Source organism: Levilactobacillus suantsaii (assembly GCF_004115745.1).
Taxonomy (GTDB): Bacteria; Bacillota; Bacilli; order Lactobacillales; family Lactobacillaceae; genus Levilactobacillus; species Levilactobacillus suantsaii.
The window spans coordinates 24,428-39,980 of sequence record NZ_QXIL01000020.1 but is presented as its reverse complement, the minus strand read 5'-3'; the positions used below and the strand labels follow the sequence as shown (position 1 = coordinate 39,980).

Sequence of the window (15,553 nt, the reverse complement as noted above, 5' to 3'; positions counted from 1 at the left end):
GGACTCATAGCCTAAGAACTCCTTTAGATGATTGTTATGGTGACTTCATTCTACAGGACTCAGGCTAGGAGTCTATTTTTATTTTCTTACTTGTTGCACTTCAATTGTAAATTCGTCGCGCAAAAAATGACGTTTTTGCCACTTATCGCTTGACCGGCTAATTAAATGGTATGGTTAACACAGTTGGAAGGGGTCAAAGACGTTGGTCGTTGAACCTGACCTAATGTGGGGAACATGCGGCCCCACGAAAGACTGTGATGACGGTGAATAAATTTGTTTGTCATGATGTGCTGAGGAGTAAGTTTTGTTAAATAACAGATTATTGCGGTTGCGTCAGTTATCGAAATTGAGAACTTGGGGGAGTGCTGAATTTTTATCATATGAGTTAACGGCATAATCTGGTTGAGCGGCATCGCCCGGTGGGGTGGTGCCCTTTTTCGTCGGTGATACTTGTGGGGCGTCATCACTAGTGGGCCTAACGATTTGGCTGATCAATCGTCAGGGGATTAGGGCCTGCTGGCAAGCTTAATAGTGAGAAGCGCGTACCAGTCGTGATTCCCGTCAATTCGGGCCAATTGAGCGGGAAAAGGATTGCAACCGGCGCCGATTCACGTTACATTAAAGGTGTTTAGAGAAGGGAGACGGTGTCGGTGTTATCGGTTTATTTTTGTGAAGATAACCGCAAGCAATTAGAACATTACCGCGATGTCGTCCAACGCTACATCATGATCAATGATTACGACATGCAGGTCAAGCTGGCCACGGCCAGCCCCAAGGAATTGCTGACGGCGTTGGATACAGATGCCCCGAAGTACGCCCTACTATTTTTAGATATTGAATTTCCTGCCGCAGACATGAACGGTCTAGAGACCGCGATTGCCATTCGCCAACAGCTGGGATTTGCTGAAATCGTTTTCGTCACTACCCATTCGGAGATGGCGTTAGTCACTTTCGAGCGCAAGGTGGAACCGATGGACTTTATCGTCAAGGACTTGGGACGCGACCAGATCGACCAAAAGATTCGCGAGAACGTCGACTATGGTTATCAGCGCTATACCAACTATTTGGAAAACACGGAGAATCTCTTTCAGTACACTATCGGCGGCCGGACCTTTAGTCTGCCGATGGGGGACATCTACTTTGTCTCGACCGCGGATACGCCGCATAAGGTCTCGGTCCATGCGGCCAATCAACTGGTCGAGTTCCCCGGGCTTTTTGAAGGACATTGCGGATCAGTATCCCGAATTGTACCGGACGGACAAAAGTTTTCTGGTCAATTTGGACAACGTTAGCGGGATCGATACCGCTAACCGGCGACTGATTTTTCCGAATGGCGATCAGACCGACGTGGCGACCCGACGTTTTCATGAGGTTAAAACATTAGCCCAAAAGCATTTAAACGACTAAGTGAGTGATAATATTGATATTTCATTTATTTGACCAAGACTTCTGGGTCAACTTGACGCTAGCCATGATCATGCAGTGGTTCTGGACGCTCTGGATTGGTGAGATTCGTCCACAGAACTGGACGCTGCCACTCAAGTGGTTGGGCTGGGCTCTGTTGCCGGCGGTGATTGGCCAGGGATGGAGTCCGGTGATTCCACCGTTAGCGGCCTTGGTCTACCTTCTTCGGCAGCGGCCGAATCTAGCTCTGGTTTTTACTAACGTGACCATCGTGATTTTTCTCATTGTCGTGTTGATCAACGACTTCTCGTGGGAACTGACCCGCTTATTGTGGGGGCCGACCGTGGCCACCAGTGTGTTGGGAGTCGGGGGACGGTTGGTCGTCCAGTTGGGCATCTATTCGTTAGTCTCGTTGGGCGTGCGAAAGACGCATATCCAACCGGGGAGCTTGAACCAACTAGCCCTGAGTTACAAGGAGCAGTGGACCGTCTTGGGGTTGCTCTTGAGTCTGTCGGCATTGGTTGCCTTGTCATCGAACATTATTTACCAGATGGTCCTCAGCCAAGAAATGTTGACGTTTGCGCTGGGCATTGAAGTCATCATGATGGCATTGATCGTGGTGAGTTTGTTCGTGTTCTTACGCAGTTTTATGACCCGGCAACGTGTTAAGGCCAACTACCAGTCGACGATGCTACAGAATCGCTACGACCGTCAAATCTCGAATCAGGTCCAAACCATCCGGGATTTCAAGCAGACCTACCAAAAGCAGATGCTCAAGTTGGGGGATTATCTCGATGCCGAAGATTATGCGGGGCTGACCCAGTACTACCAGACTTTAAATACGCGCTGGCAGACCACCAATCAATTGGCTGGTATCGAAATCGACGGCCTGCAACGCTTGAACGACCCGCCATTGAAGAATCTGCTGTTTCAAAAGATTCTGCTGGCCCAAAACCACAATTGGCACTTTCGCTTGGAGGTCCCCGACCCGATTCAGGCGATTCCCATGAACAACGTCCAACTCTTACGGGTGTTGGGAATTCTATTGGATAACGCCATCGAGGCACCTCGCATTGGGACGCTGCCCGAAATCTACTGTGCTATTTTGGATTATCCCAGCGCGGTTGAACTGGCGGTGGCCAACCCGGTCGATGCGAAGAATCCGCCGGCTATCAACCAATTTATGCGCGCGGGCTACACCACTAAAGGGGGGAGTCACGGCCTGGGGCTGAGTACGGTCCAGGAGATCATTGACCAGACGGCCAACGCTTCATTACAAATCATGATCAAACACGATTACCTGTACTTTACGGTGATTCTGACTAAGGCAGGGGGTGGGGCAGATGATAACCGTCACAGCGCCTAGCTTATGGCTGGCCGGTTTCGTGATGAGCTTTTGGGTCATCTACTTTCAGTATTACTGGTTTCCCCAGTTGCGGGGGCCTCGCTTCGTGGCGGTGGCGTTAGGCCTGGCGGGACTCTATGCGACGCTGGATTGCTGGTTGGCGTTGCATTTGCGCACCCCAGTCGCGACGTCGCTACCAGCCGTTTTGTTACTTGGCGGCGAGTGTTTGTGGTTGGGGCGGCGGCATAATTGGCGTTACCTGCCAGCTTTTATGAGCGTTTCGATTTTGGCGTACCTGTTAACGGAATTTATCGACGCTTTGGTCACGACCGTGTTGATTGCCGCTAGCAGCTTGTCCTTTGCCACCACGTTGGTGGGGACCGGCATCACGTTGGCGTTTGATTCCGGCCTGTTCATCCTGCTGGTCTGGGTGATCTGGTCAACACAAGCACCATTGGAGAATCTGATTCAATCTCTCTGGGGACGGGGACTCGAATTCCTGCTATTGGGTTTGATGTCGGCGTTGATGCTAGTTTTCATTTTATTCGAGTATTCGTTGCAAGCATTGAACCGCTCGGCCAGTTACATGGTGATGCTGACGGGGATCTCTGGGGTCTTCATCTTAGGGTTTACGCTGAGCCTTTACATTTTGGTCCAAAGTCACCTCCAAACGGAGCGTACTCGCGCCCAACTCCAGGACCAGCGGTTTCACGACCAGTATCGCGCAGAGTTGCACCGGCAATTAGCCAGTGTCCGTAAGTTTCAACATGATTATCAAAACATGTTACTGGGCTTGGGTGGTTATTTGGCTGATCAGGACTACACCGGGTTTCGCCAGTTCTATGGCGACATTCGGTCACGGTGGACCACCAGTAACGCGGCGGAATTGACCATGGGAGATTTGATTAACATTCCCCAAATGGCATTACGCTACGAAGTTTATCACCAATACTTAGTGGCCCGGCGGTTAGGCGTGGCGCTGTACGTCCGCACGCCGACGCCTTTGACCGTCACCATGGCCGGGTTGCACCAGGTGACCCATTTGATCACTCAAGTTTTGGCCCAAGTCCTACCAGCCGCAGCGACGTTGATACCGGCTGTGGTCACGCTGGAGTTGTTGGAGACCCAGCATGCGTTTCATTTCCGGTTGACCTTTCCGGTGGCCGCGGGGGCTCAAGTGGTGGCCCACCACCGCATCGTCAGTGCCCAGGGAAATTTGGATTTTAACCGGGTCATCCGGCAATTGACCGGTGAACGGCGCGTCACGTTGCGAGTCAAACTGCATTGGGGGCAGTTAGAGATCACCTTTCCGAAAAAGTAAGTCGTTGATGGGGGGAGACACAAAATGATGACGGTAAACGACAGCAGTTTTATTTGGAACAATCTGATCATGGGATTCTGGTTCATTTACTTTCAGTTCTACTGGTTCCCAAGTATTCGCCGCTGGTGGGTCAATTGGGCCTACGGGGGTCTCGCGGCAGTCTTTACCCTGCTGAATTGGGTCGCCATGCGGCTTGAATCAAGGGGATTGAGCCTGCTGGCAGTCGGCCTGGTTTTTCTAGTGGAATTATGGTGGTTGACTTACACCAAGCGGCGGCACTATCTGCCGGCCTTCTTGACCGTGGCGATCCTAGACTACCTGCTGAGTGCCTTCGTCAATAGCATTAGCGTGACGGGGACCATGTTGTTGACGTCGTTTCACTTCACCACGACCAGCTGGGGGATGCTCACCGTGCTGACCTTCAACACGGTCCTTTTTGCCATGGTCGCCGTGGGGCTACTGGGGACGCAAGCGCCGATGGAGAACTTCATCCAGTCGATCATGACTCGCAAAACGCAGTACTTATTGTTGGCGTTTATGGTGGTGATGATGACCGTCTTCGTCCTCTTCATTTATCTATTGCGCTGGCTCCATGGCTCGTCCAGTAGTCTCTTCTTCTTGATGGGGATGACTGGGGTCGTCATGATCAGTCTATCGGTCAGTCTGTACCTGTTGATTCAGACCCACTTGCAACAGGAGCACGCTCACATCCAGTCGCGACAACAGGATTATTACCAACAGTATACCGATGAACTCCAACGCCAAGCGGCGGTGTTTCGTAAATTTCGGCACGACTACCAAAATATGTTGTTGGGGTTGGGCGGTTACCTGCATGACCAGGACTACGCCGGTTTTCGTCAATACTATATTGATATTCGTTCGAAGTGGCAGACCAGTAACGCGGCAGATCTGACCATCAGTGATCTGGATAATATGCCACAAGGGGTGGTGCAGTACGGCTTATATCACGACTATTTGACGGCCCAACGCCTGGGCGTCAACTTGTTCATCGACATTCCTAAACCACTGACCGCCACGGTCGCCGTAGGACGTCAGGTTGGTCGAATCCTCACCCACGCCTTACCAACGGCGATTCACGCGGTGGCCGCACTGGAACCGGCCCTGGTCAACTTGAAGATCACGGAGTCCGTCAAGGTGTCGTGGGTGGAACTGACCTTTCCGGTGCCGACTGATGTGCGCCTGTTGCGGGGTAATCGGCTAGTGGGGGACCGGTTCGAAGCCGATTTTTCCGGGATCCTCCGGCAGTTGCCCCCCGCGATTACCGTTCAGTTGAAGACCAAACTCCACTGGGCCCACCTCTTAGTGACGTTACCCATGAGCTGAGCCAGTATAAATTAGCAATTTAAGTTAAAGCTTATAAAGTAACCAAGAAATGTATAATTGTAAAGAAAGCACTTGCAATTAAAAGCGACTTTGTTATACTGAGAGTTGTAATACCAATGAATCCTTTGAAAGAGCTGATGAATTGAAGCGTTTGTCAGTGATTGGATTTTATGAATAAAATGTAATTGTGACGATTAGATTTTATTCATACCTCGGATGGCCGTGGTTATTCGGGGTTGGCACACCTCAATACGACCTATTGAGGATTTAGCTAAGTGGAGGCACGACGTTTCCTGACTACAACTGTGAAATGTTGAAACTCTAATGATGCTAGTGGGAGCCGGAGTGTGGTTACTCCGGTTTTTTTATTGGCCAAAATCAGGGAGAACCCTGATTGTTAAACACAAATGGCAGCGCTACCATATAACTAAACCGAGCGGTGTGCTTAAGGCCACGGCCGGGTTCAGTTCGGGCGGGATATAACCCGCCCATAAGAGGGGGCAACCAAGCATGAAAATCACGTTTAATGGCAAGTTTTATCGGAACTTCTTGTTCTGGCTCGGCCTGATTTTTCTCGCCGTAGTCGTCTTGGAAAACGTGTACCTCGACGTTGCGTATAACGTTGCCGGGGTTGGCGCCGGAATACTCCTGATGGTCATGGGGTTGTTCCGTTTCACCGGGATTACGACCCGAAATTAATCTATTATGGTTAACGGCCCCCACCGTTGATGGTTGGGGGCCGTTTTTTGTTGGCGTAAGGGACTAAAAAACCAGGCGGCCTTGTGGCCTGACCTGGTCTCAACTGATGTCAATTTACGGACTGAGTACGCTGAAAGAAACCGGAACATTAAGTCAACAGAAACAGGTAGTTCTTCACGGCGGTCGCATCAAGCGATTCACCGGCGGCAGCAGCCTGGTCGTCTAACTCGTGTAACCACCGACTGCGGGCGGCCTCGTCGATTTGCGGGTCGTCAAACTGGTCGGTGGTATCATCAACGGTGGCTTGGTACGCCAACAAGTTGGTGTACAGCAGGCGCTGCGAATTGGGAATGAGGAGCAGGGCCCCCGATTTCTGAGGGAGGGCGAAGCATTCGGACGTTGGTTGTGGATTAGCCATGTTGTCACTTCCTTACCCTTAGTTTACCAGTTGTTAGGGTGGAAACCTAGCGGATTGTTACCGCTTACCGAATCTGGTCGTTAACGCTTAGACTGTCGGGGTGAAGTCGGCGGGTACCGGTGCGGTCACCAAAGTTTTGGGACCCGTTAAGGTGAAGGGTTGCGGGAAGGCCAGTTGCCAACAGTGGAGTCGTAAACGGTGGTGATCGGCGATCCCGTAGAGCGGGTCGCCCACTAGGGGGTGGCCGCTAGCGGCTAAGTGGACGCGTAACTGGTGAGTCCGACCAGTCTCTAACCACAGGCGAACTAGCGTTAGGTCAGGCGCATGTTCGACCACCTGATAGTGGGTAATGGCCCGCTGAGCGTGAGTCCCGTTGACCAGCCGCTTGCGTTTATCCTGTGGGTCGCGGCCAATCGGTGCCGTGAAGGTCCCTTGACCCTGGAGCGTTCCGTGGACCCAGGCCAGGTAAGTCCGTTGTACACGCTTTTCGGCAATGTTGCGCACCATGATGGGGACCACGGCGGGGGTCTTGGTCATCAAGAGTGCCCCGGTGGTCTCCTGGTCCAACCGACTTAAAATGTAGGGGCCGGGTTGGTCCGACCCTAAGTAAGCCGCTACGTGGTTGAGCGTGGTGCCCCGTTCGCCGGGTTGGTTAGGGTGGGTCTTACTGCCGCGGGTCTTGTTGATGACTAACAGGTCAGCCGTTTCGTACAGCACGCTGACCGTTGCCGCGCTGTCGGGAGCGACGGCTGGAAAAGGGTGCACGAAATCGGTAGGGATGAAGGTCAAGGTGACTTGGTCGCCACCCGTGACCAGTTGGTTCATCGAGCGGTAGTGGTCGTTGATGAGGACGCGTTGGTCGACGCGTAAGCTATGAATCAGGTGACTAGGAATCAACCAGGCCCGCAGAAGGTCACGGACCGTGAGCGCAGGCAGAGTGGCTGGAAGTTGTCGGTGGTAGGTCCAGTGCATAGGGGTCACTTCTTTCACATGGGTTAAGGTCAAACTAAAGAAGGCCTGAGACCGCAGTCCCAGACCTTCTTGTCATTCGCGTCGAGATTAATTGGTGAGTTCTTCGGGCTTCACGATGAGCACATCGCAAATGGCGGAGCGGCTCACGTAGTTGGTGACGGACCCCACCATCAGGCGCTCTACGGCAGTTAACCCGGTAGAACCGATGATGATGAGTTCCGTGTCATGGTCAGCTGGAAATTCCCGGGCGATAACGGGCTTAGGATTCCCAAACCGAACGTGGATGCTGACGTCTTTGACGCCAGCATCGATTGCTTGTTGCTTCAAAGCGTTTAGACGATCTTGGACGTCTTGGGACAACTTGTAGATGACGTCCCCACTAACGGCACCACCATAGGTATCGCTGAATTGGTTGACTTCCAGCACATTTAAAATGTCCAGGTGGGTTTTGTTGCGCTTTGCGACTTCAATTGCTTTTTCGAGAACTGGTTGGGTTGCTTTCGAACCATCAACGGGAACCAGAATATTTTGATATTGTTGTAACATAATGGATGCCACCCCTTCACGATGCATATAGAAACCTTACCTATACTATATCATTTATCACTTATCATGTAAGCCCTTAATTTCGCCCGGACCGTTATGAAAATCATGAAAACAAGGCGGTTAGCGCCTGGGTAAGACTCCTTGATTGAGACAGTCTTTCACGCGACTATTCACGAAGCTATTATACCGCACTTGACTCCGAAATGGGGAATTTGAGTAACTGTTCGCTACTGAACGTAAAGCCCCATCATGATTCAGTAGTGACCCAAAGCTTAAAAACGGAATCTCCATGAAAAATTGTGGGGCCATTTAGTTTATTTTACGGGGTTGACGACTCTGCTTGTGCTGAGTGCGAGTAGCGCTAGGAAGCTACTGTGGGATTATCTTTGAGATGAGACTGACTTGCCCTTGTAATCTGGTAGTCATCTCCACGCAATTCACAACGGGTAAACTGGGTATCATAAGCGCATGGTTGGCGAGGCTGAGTCGGTAACGTCATTACCGGCTAACCGTTGGTAACCTTAGTGGAAGAATCGAGTGGGAGGTCTTGACGGTCAAGTCTAAAAACTTTAGGATAACGGAGTAGTTCATTAACCGGTCAAAACACCTTTGAATAGGTGAGTGATGGTGAGGTAGTGGGGTTACCTCACCGTTGGTTGATTGGGTAATGATGTAATTTCAGGGAGGAATCAGTTTAATTGATGAAAAGCAAGCGACAACCAAAATTGGCTTACGCTGCCTACACGGGGATCTTTATCGTGCTCGTAGCCGCCATGTATGGCATTTTTATTTTGACGGGGAAGTCCTTTATTTGGCAGGGTGATGGGTTGGCCCAGCATTATCCGATTCTGGTTCGATTCTATGACTGGCTGCATCAGGGGAAACTAGCTGGCTGGTCTTGGAACCTCGGTTTAGGGGCGGACCGGATTACGGCGTTTTCATACTACGTCTTGGGGGATCCCATTAGTTATTTGATTGGGTTGTTCCCTAAGCAACATATTGAGACCGGGTATAATCTTTTGGTCCTGGTCCGCTTGTATTTGAGCGGCCTGGCCTTCATGTTCTTTGCCCGGCAACGGATGTTCAAACCTAGTAGTCGGCTCATCGGGACGATTACTTACACGTTTACCGGGTTTTCGTTATACGTCAGCATTCGCCACCCCTTTTTCTTGTTACCGATGATTTTGTTTCCGTTATTGACTTACGGGATCGATCACGTGTTAGCGGGGAAATCATGGTTGCCACTGGCGGCCTTTACGGGCTTGACCCTAATCGGCAACTTCTATTTTGCTTACATCCTAGCCATTGGGAGCTTGGTCTACGCCATCTTACGGTACTTCGCCGTAAGACACGACCATGTCTTTCACCTGGGGCGTCTGATTGGGCGCTTAATCGGGGCTGGCTTGGTCGGGGCTTTACTCGGCAGCATCCTCTTCATCCCATCCGCTTTGGGTGTGTTGAAGTCGACGCGGGCCGGCACCGACTTTGCGAACGGCTACTTACTTTATCCATTCAACTACTACTTAAAAATTCCCAACGCAGTGGTGACCACGGGAAACGCGATGAGCTTTTGGGTCAATCTGGGGCTCGCGGGGCTGACCTTTTTGGCGTTGGTCTACACGCTTAGTCATTTTAAACGCTACCTCTGGTTGAACCTAGGCGTGGTGTTACTGGGCGTCGGCCTACTTTTTCCCGAAATCGCTGCCATCATGAACGGGGGCACGACTCCTTCGCAACGCTGGTTACTCCTGGGGTGTTTAGCCTTCGGGTTGGCTGTGATGAGCTTCTGTGACCAGTTAGTGGCGTTGACGCACTGTGATCTACTCGTGCTGGTATGGGCGACGTTAGGACTCTTACTGCTAGTATGGGCGGCCAACGGCTTTATCATGGACAACGACGCCCACGATTTCGTGTTGTATGGCTGGTTACTGCTGACCCTCGGCGCAATTGTGCTGGGAGTCATGGAACATTGGTCAGCCAAACGGCAGGTGACCGTGCTGATGGGACTGTTGTGCCTCAACGTTGTGGCCAACAGTTACGGCTACTTCAGCCCACTATCGGGTGGGGCCAGTCAACAGCTGACGCCCCGCGGCGTGGCCACCAAATTTCAGAAGGACTACTACGACGGTGCCGAAAAGTACGTCAAGCACCAGGCCGGGTTCTCCCGGAGTCGAATCAGCCGTCAATATTACTATAGTAATGATGCGAAGACCAACCTGGGAATGAACCTGGGGGCTCATGACATCATGTCGTACTTCTCCGTGGAAAACGGGGACGTTGGGGTCTTTAGCCAGGCATTGGGCAACGCGCAGTTCAAGATGAACAAGCCCATTAACCAGGGCGACAGCCGCACCACGTTGAACAACCTGTTGGGGGTCCGCTACGTTTTCGCCCGGGAGAACCAACCCGGGATGCAGGCGTTCCCGTACGGATACCACGTGGCGAAAAAGAACGGCAAGGCGGTCACTTACGCCGACAAACCGGTCCATGGTTTTGGGAACAGCTACGGCACGACTATCTTGACCTCGAAATACGCCTTGCCACTGGCTTACCTACAGACGCAAAAATTAAGCGCGAAGCAGTTTAAACACCTTAGTGATACCGACCGTGAACAAGCTTTGACCACCGGGGCCCTATATGAAGCGGCCGCGCCCAAGGTCAAGACGACGACTTACCATAGTCGCCAGCGTGAGCTGAGCTACAAGGTCCGGCCCTTGAAGGAAACGGTCATCAACAGCTTCAAGCAGTTGGTGAATTACCGACAACAGGGGAACCAACTGGACCCAGACCTGGTCAAGACCTCGCAACAGTCCCTGCGGAAGCATAATCAGGACCGGTCCGTCAGCATCAACGAAGACCGGACGCGGTTAGGGAAGTTGATCAAACAAAACCAAAAGATTTTGAAACAAGGGAAACAAAAGAATAAACACGGGTTGACGCGGATGACCAGTGATAATCAGAATCATCCCATCACGTATCAGTTGCGGATTAAACAGCCGCAACGCACACGGGGCACGGAATTGTACCTGGACCTGAGTGGTATCAAGGCGGAGCGATTCACCGTGCAAGACAAGTATCAAGGTAGGCGTAACACGGAAATCTTCCAAAACCGGGCTTACACCGGGCTCAGTCGTCTGCAAACGTTGCGGAAGTCCATCTGGAACTTAAGCGACGGGGCCTACTCCGTGACGGCCACCAGCTTCCAGAACGTGAACAGCTTCAACCAGTTAGGCCAAACCAATCTTTCAGACTACGAACCGAAGTCCCACGTGCTCTTGAACCTGGGGTACTCGACATCGCCACGGCGGAAGATTAAGTTGACCTTCAAGGGCGTCAAGAGTTTGTCCTTCAAGTCGGCTAAATTGATTGCCGTCCCGTTCGGCAAACCCTACGCCAAGCAGATGCGGACCTTGCAACATCAAGGCCTGTCTAACTTGAACGTGACATCGGACCGGGTCACAGGGACTGCACAGGCCGACACTGCCAGCATCCTGACCACGTCGATTCCGTATTCGAGTGGCTGGCGGTTGACCGTCGATGGGAAGCCTCAGGCCACACACCGGGTCAACGTTGGCTTTATCGGTGCTAGCTTACCGGCCGGCCAGCATAAAATCGAACTGACGCACCGAACGCCAGGCTTACGACTGGGAATCGTTGCGACGGCACTGGGCTTACTCATTATGGTGCTAAGTGCCATTTGGACGGGGCTTAAGCGACGTAAACGGCCTTAAGTAAATAATATCAACTCCTATTTGGGTCGGAGCCTTCTAGCGTTGTGGGACCGGCCCATTTTGGTCGTCTTTTCGCGCTGGTTTACCCGGAAAAGTGGCACGCTCTAAGAGTTTCGTTCAGGCAGTGTGGTATCATAGATGAATAATGATAGAATTTTTGGAAAGCGATGGCTAAACCATGAGACTAGACTTTTCCGTTGCCGTTCATAGCTTGCTGTACCTCGACGAGAAACGTCCCCGCAAGATTGCAAGCCGGGAACTGGCGACGTCCTTACAATTGAATGCGGTGATGATCCGTAACATTTTGTCGGTGCTCCACAAGCAGGGGTACATCGAAGGGTCCGTCGGTAAAAATGGGGGGTACCAACTGATCCGGAGCTTAGACGATATCAACGTGGGCGAATTATACGACCTCACGATTCCGCCAACCATTAGTTACGCGCGCTTTATTACGGGGGATTCGAAGGGCGCCAAGGTCAGTGACAGCACGGATATCTCGGCGAACATCTCGCAAACGCTGACGGATCTGTTCACGCTAGCCGATGACGACTACCGGCGCTTCTACCACCAATTTACGATGACGGATTTAAAACGCAACCTGCACCAGCATGGCTTTTTCCGGCAATTAGTGGTCGATTCCGACCAGGACAAATAGTTGAGCGTTAACCACCCGGTGGGAGTGGTAAGTCGGTATAATAAAGTTAGAGATGGCTGGTGGTTACGGCCACCATTAAGCTTTACCAGTCTGGCAACGAACGCCGACCGCAAAACGGAGCATCCCTTTTCGGGGTGGTCCGTTTTGTGCGTCTTTGGGGGGAATGAACGAAATCAGCCCGACGATTAGAATTATAATAATGGCCCGGTGAGGGGGCCACCTTTCAGGGGCTGAATGGTGGTCGTTGGGGGTCATCTTGCACCGCAACTTTCACAATTTTTTTAATTCGTGAAAGTGTAATTGTAATCGTTTTCAATCAGTGCTATGATTTTAAGTGACCGTAGAGTCGGTTTGGTCGCCGATAAATCGGTTGGTTAATTTGAAAGGGGTTTTTGGGTTATGTATTGGTACGCAATGAAGTCACACGATATTCGGCATAATTTAGCCACCGAACAATACTTAATGAATAATAAGAAGTTCGATGAACCACTGGTCTTGTTCTACTACGAAGGCCCCTGCATCATCGTGGGTCGGAACCAAAACACGTTGGAAGAAATCAACCAGAAGTACGTGGACGAACACAATATCACCGTTACCCGGCGCTTATCCGGTGGGGGTGCGGTCTACCAAGACCTCGGCAACCTGTGCTTTAGCTTCGTGGTCGATAGTGACAGTGAAGAATTTGGGGACTTCAAGTCTTTCGTCCAACCGATTGTTGATGCCTTACACGCCATGGGCGCCAAGACCGCCGAAGTATCTGGCCGCAACGATATCTTAGTCGACGGCAAGAAGTTCTCCGGGAACGCGATGTATTCGCACAGCGGCAAGACCTTCTCTCACGGGACCTTGATGCTCGACGTGGACCAAGACGTGATTGCTCACGCCTTGAACGTTCCCGCCGACAAGATGAAGTCCAAGGGCATCAAGTCCGTGCGCTCCCGGGTCACGAACTTGAAACCGTACTTGGCACCGGAATACCAGAACTTGACCGTCCCAGAATTCCGTGACACCCTGTTGAAGGAACTCTTCCACGTGGACAACTTGGACGCCATTGCGGACAAGGAAGTCCAAATCAGTGACGACGAAAAGGGTGCCATCGATGAGATCTTCAACCAGTACTACAGTAACTGGGACTGGGTCTACGGCAACTCCCCCGAGTTCACGGTTAAGAAGCGCCAGCACTTTACGGCGGGGACCATCGATGCCCGGCTGTTGGTCGAAGGCGGTAAGATCAAGAACATCAAGTTCTACGGGGACTTCTTTGGCCCCAGCGACGTCACGGAACTCGCTGATAAGCTTCAGGGCGTTCGTTACGACCGCGAACACGTTGGCGCCGTCTTGAAGGCGGTCGACACCCAAAAGTACTTTAACGGTATCGACGTGGACGACGTTTTGACGCTCTTAGTGGACTAGTTACCCCAGATTAGCGGATTTTACTGATTTTACCGAGAGAATACGTTAGAATAGAACCAAATTGACTGAAACGCGGTCGGTTGACCGCGTTTTTTATTTTGACAACGATTAAGGAGTTTTGGAAATGAGAGATCGAAACGTGATTTCGTGGGCCATTATTTCGCTGGTGGGTTTTATTCTGATTAATTTTTTGATGAATCAGCCTTTCGTGCAAATTGGTCACGTCACGAATGACTTTTGGCCATCGTCTTTGTTGGCCCTGGTGCTCTACGCAGTGCCGATTGCTTTGGCTATCCTGAACTGGAAGCCCTCGTTTTACTTGCTTGGACTCGTGATTGTATTGTATTCTTTGGGATTGTTAGGGATGTTATTTGTGATGTGGGGGTCCAGTCACGCTAGTTTGACGATTCGACTCCTCATGTCGCTGTTCAGCGTGGGCATGCTGGTAGCCAACGCGTATTGGTTGGTGCTGGCACTGCGGTTGCGTAAGGACCAGCAGGACGCCCGCGATCGTAAACGATTTGGCAAATAAGACGAGGTGAGTAGAAATGGAACGCAAGATTCAAGATTTTATTGACGCGGTGGCAAATGATGAGGTGGAACATTTCACCACTAAAACGCCCCAGAAAGCTTTTTACGCCGATCCAGACAAGGCCGTGGCGCCCTTAGTGGACTTCATGCGCCAACAGATCCAACAAGACCACTTGGCCCAAGCGGAAACGACGGTCAACGGCACGGACATCTCGGTCCGCTTGGAACTTAGTGTGATTAATTTACCTTTACAAGATACTAAAACCATCGCCAAGATTATGGCGGTCGACGAGACGGCCCCATTGAACGTCTACGCGGTCATCGAGACACCGGACATCAATGTTTCGGGATTGCGCATCGATGCGCTGGCCCCAGCCCAGACTTACGTGGATCAAGCGGCGACGGCGGATGCCAGCTTACACGACTGGTTAAAGCTGCAGATTGAAAAGTTGCAAGCGGCGGCGACGAACGCCGAAGAAACGGACACAGTCAAAAAGCCGACTAAGGCGAAGAGTACCAAGACGAAAGCCACCAAAGCTAAAACTAGTAAGACCAAGACTACTAAGGCCAAAGCAAGTAAATAGTGGCGGAGTGGTCAACCATATAAAAAGGACGGTACCGGAAATTGACCTGGTGCCGTCCTTTTTTGAGTTTTGAGACCGTGATGCTGAAACTGGCTAGGGGCTTACTGATTACTTGACCACGTTGGTCTTGATGCGGTCCTTAGCCACGTCTCTAGCTGTGAAACTTTCGTCGGTTTGGCCTAACGTCAAGGCAAAGACGCCGGTAAAGCCAGCTGGTAACACGTCTTTCGGCACGGAGCTGACGCCCGCCATGTTGTAGTTGGCGCCTACCCCCTGGTCTTCGGCGGCCAGTTCCATGTTATGGACGATGGCGCCCACCGAGATGTTTTCCATCGGGCCAGGATTCTTGGCGGAGACTACGATGACGGTCGGAGCGTCGTAGATGTTGGTCATTTGCTTAAGAACTTGGGGATCTTGGATGACCGTTAAACGGTAGTTGTCATATTGGCCCATGCCGACGGGACCTTCGTTCGCGGCGGTCAAGATGGCTTGTAGTTGGTCATCGGTCAACTGGCCGTTATATTGGCGAACGGCCTTACGTGCGTTAAGTAGTTTGAGTGCTTCCATATAAATACCTCCTTAGTGGGTGA

General features: G+C 51.5%; 15 protein-coding genes. 11 read left to right on the top strand and 4 right to left on the bottom strand.

The window, feature by feature from the left end; genetic code table 11:
* Positions 1 to 650 precede the first annotated feature (650 nt).
* The 6 genes from DXH47_RS08990 to DXH47_RS08970 all read left to right on the top strand — a co-directional run bounded on the left by DXH47_RS08990 (position 651) and on the right by DXH47_RS08970 (position 6,113).
* Positions 651 to 1,292, top strand: a complete 642-nt coding sequence (locus DXH47_RS08990) for a response regulator (RefSeq protein ID WP_225423554.1) — start codon at positions 651 to 653, stop codon at positions 1,290 to 1,292.
* Positions 1,216 to 1,407 (top strand): LytTR family transcriptional regulator DNA-binding domain-containing protein, encoded by a 192-nt coding sequence (locus tag DXH47_RS11910; protein WP_225423553.1) that lies wholly within the window; start codon positions 1,216 to 1,218, stop codon positions 1,405 to 1,407. The genes DXH47_RS08990 and DXH47_RS11910 overlap by 77 nt, the downstream gene beginning before the upstream one ends.
* 4 nt (positions 1,408 to 1,411) lie before the next feature.
* Entirely contained in the window at positions 1,412 to 2,770 is a 1,359-nt protein-coding gene (locus tag DXH47_RS08985; protein WP_225423552.1) for a GHKL domain-containing protein, read from the top strand.
* Complete coding sequence (locus DXH47_RS08980; RefSeq protein WP_129033009.1) at positions 2,748 to 4,070, top strand: signal transduction protein; 1,323 nt, start codon at positions 2,748 to 2,750, stop codon at positions 4,068 to 4,070. Before DXH47_RS08985 ends, DXH47_RS08980 begins: the two co-directional genes overlap by 23 nt.
* Positions 4,071 to 4,094: 24 nt before the next feature.
* Positions 4,095 to 5,414: a signal transduction protein gene (locus DXH47_RS08975; protein ID WP_129033008.1), complete on the top strand. Its 1,320-nt coding sequence runs from the start codon at positions 4,095 to 4,097 to the stop codon at positions 5,412 to 5,414.
* A gap of 510 nt (positions 5,415 to 5,924) precedes the next feature.
* On the top strand, positions 5,925 to 6,113 hold the full coding sequence (locus tag DXH47_RS08970) for a hypothetical protein (protein WP_129033007.1): 189 nt from the start codon (positions 5,925 to 5,927) through the stop codon (positions 6,111 to 6,113).
* A gap of 148 nt (positions 6,114 to 6,261) precedes the next feature.
* Here the strand turns inward: DXH47_RS08970 and DXH47_RS08965 are convergent, their stop codons facing one another.
* From DXH47_RS08965 to DXH47_RS08955, 3 genes are all read right to left on the bottom strand, one after another.
* Positions 6,262 to 6,531 carry a hypothetical protein gene (locus DXH47_RS08965; RefSeq protein ID WP_129033006.1) on the bottom strand — a complete coding sequence of 90 codons (270 nt, stop codon included), beginning with the start codon at positions 6,529 to 6,531 and terminating at the stop codon, positions 6,262 to 6,264.
* A gap of 87 nt (positions 6,532 to 6,618) precedes the next feature.
* A complete protein-coding gene (locus DXH47_RS08960; RefSeq protein ID WP_129033005.1) occupies positions 6,619 to 7,503 on the bottom strand; it encodes an RluA family pseudouridine synthase in 885 nt (294 codons plus the stop codon).
* Between the two features lie 87 nt (positions 7,504 to 7,590).
* The gene (locus tag DXH47_RS08955) at positions 7,591 to 8,049 is read right to left on the bottom strand and encodes a universal stress protein (RefSeq protein WP_129033004.1); all 459 of its coding nucleotides are present in this window, start codon (positions 8,047 to 8,049) and stop codon (positions 7,591 to 7,593) included.
* Between the two features lie 701 nt (positions 8,050 to 8,750).
* Here DXH47_RS08955 and DXH47_RS08950 point away from each other — a divergent pair.
* The 5 genes from DXH47_RS08950 to DXH47_RS08930 all read left to right on the top strand — a co-directional run bounded on the left by DXH47_RS08950 (position 8,751) and on the right by DXH47_RS08930 (position 14,963).
* Entirely contained in the window at positions 8,751 to 11,780 is a 3,030-nt protein-coding gene (locus DXH47_RS08950) for a YfhO family protein (RefSeq protein ID WP_225423551.1), read from the top strand.
* Positions 11,781 to 11,958: 178 nt separating this feature from the next.
* The gene (locus tag DXH47_RS08945) at positions 11,959 to 12,435 is read left to right on the top strand and encodes an RrF2 family transcriptional regulator (protein ID WP_129033002.1); all 477 of its coding nucleotides are present in this window, start codon (positions 11,959 to 11,961) and stop codon (positions 12,433 to 12,435) included.
* A gap of 399 nt (positions 12,436 to 12,834) precedes the next feature.
* Complete coding sequence (locus DXH47_RS08940) at positions 12,835 to 13,848, top strand: lipoate--protein ligase (RefSeq protein WP_129033001.1); 1,014 nt, start codon at positions 12,835 to 12,837, stop codon at positions 13,846 to 13,848.
* Between the two features lie 124 nt (positions 13,849 to 13,972).
* The gene (locus DXH47_RS08935; protein ID WP_129033000.1) at positions 13,973 to 14,380 is read left to right on the top strand and encodes a hypothetical protein; all 408 of its coding nucleotides are present in this window, start codon (positions 13,973 to 13,975) and stop codon (positions 14,378 to 14,380) included.
* A gap of 16 nt (positions 14,381 to 14,396) precedes the next feature.
* Positions 14,397 to 14,963, top strand: a complete 567-nt coding sequence (locus DXH47_RS08930; protein ID WP_225423550.1) for a hypothetical protein — start codon at positions 14,397 to 14,399, stop codon at positions 14,961 to 14,963.
* 108 nt (positions 14,964 to 15,071) lie between these two features.
* Here DXH47_RS08930 and DXH47_RS08925 read toward each other — a convergent pair whose 3' ends face one another.
* Entirely contained in the window at positions 15,072 to 15,530 is a 459-nt protein-coding gene (locus DXH47_RS08925) for a nitroreductase family protein (protein WP_129032999.1), read from the bottom strand.
* Between the last annotated feature and the right edge of the window lie 23 nt (positions 15,531 to 15,553).

Coding starts and splice junctions, on each gene's coding strand:
- DXH47_RS08950 (WP_225423551.1), top strand. CDS start 8,751: ATGAAAAGCAAGCGACAACCAAAATTGGCTTACGCTGCCTACACGGGG.
- DXH47_RS08980 (WP_129033009.1), top strand. CDS start 2,748: ATGATAACCGTCACAGCGCCTAGCTTATGGCTGGCCGGTTTCGTGATG.
- DXH47_RS08935 (WP_129033000.1), top strand. CDS start 13,973: ATGAGAGATCGAAACGTGATTTCGTGGGCCATTATTTCGCTGGTGGGT.
- DXH47_RS08945 (WP_129033002.1), top strand. CDS start 11,959: ATGAGACTAGACTTTTCCGTTGCCGTTCATAGCTTGCTGTACCTCGAC.
- DXH47_RS08955 (WP_129033004.1), bottom strand. CDS start 8,049: ATGTTACAACAATATCAAAATATTCTGGTTCCCGTTGATGGTTCGAAA.
- DXH47_RS08965 (WP_129033006.1), bottom strand. CDS start 6,531: ATGGCTAATCCACAACCAACGTCCGAATGCTTCGCCCTCCCTCAGAAA.
- DXH47_RS08925 (WP_129032999.1), bottom strand. CDS start 15,530: ATGGAAGCACTCAAACTACTTAACGCACGTAAGGCCGTTCGCCAATAT.
- DXH47_RS08940 (WP_129033001.1), top strand. CDS start 12,835: ATGTATTGGTACGCAATGAAGTCACACGATATTCGGCATAATTTAGCC.
- DXH47_RS08975 (WP_129033008.1), top strand. CDS start 4,095: ATGATGACGGTAAACGACAGCAGTTTTATTTGGAACAATCTGATCATG.
- DXH47_RS08960 (WP_129033005.1), bottom strand. CDS start 7,503: ATGCACTGGACCTACCACCGACAACTTCCAGCCACTCTGCCTGCGCTC.
- DXH47_RS08930 (WP_225423550.1), top strand. CDS start 14,397: ATGGAACGCAAGATTCAAGATTTTATTGACGCGGTGGCAAATGATGAG.
- DXH47_RS08970 (WP_129033007.1), top strand. CDS start 5,925: ATGAAAATCACGTTTAATGGCAAGTTTTATCGGAACTTCTTGTTCTGG.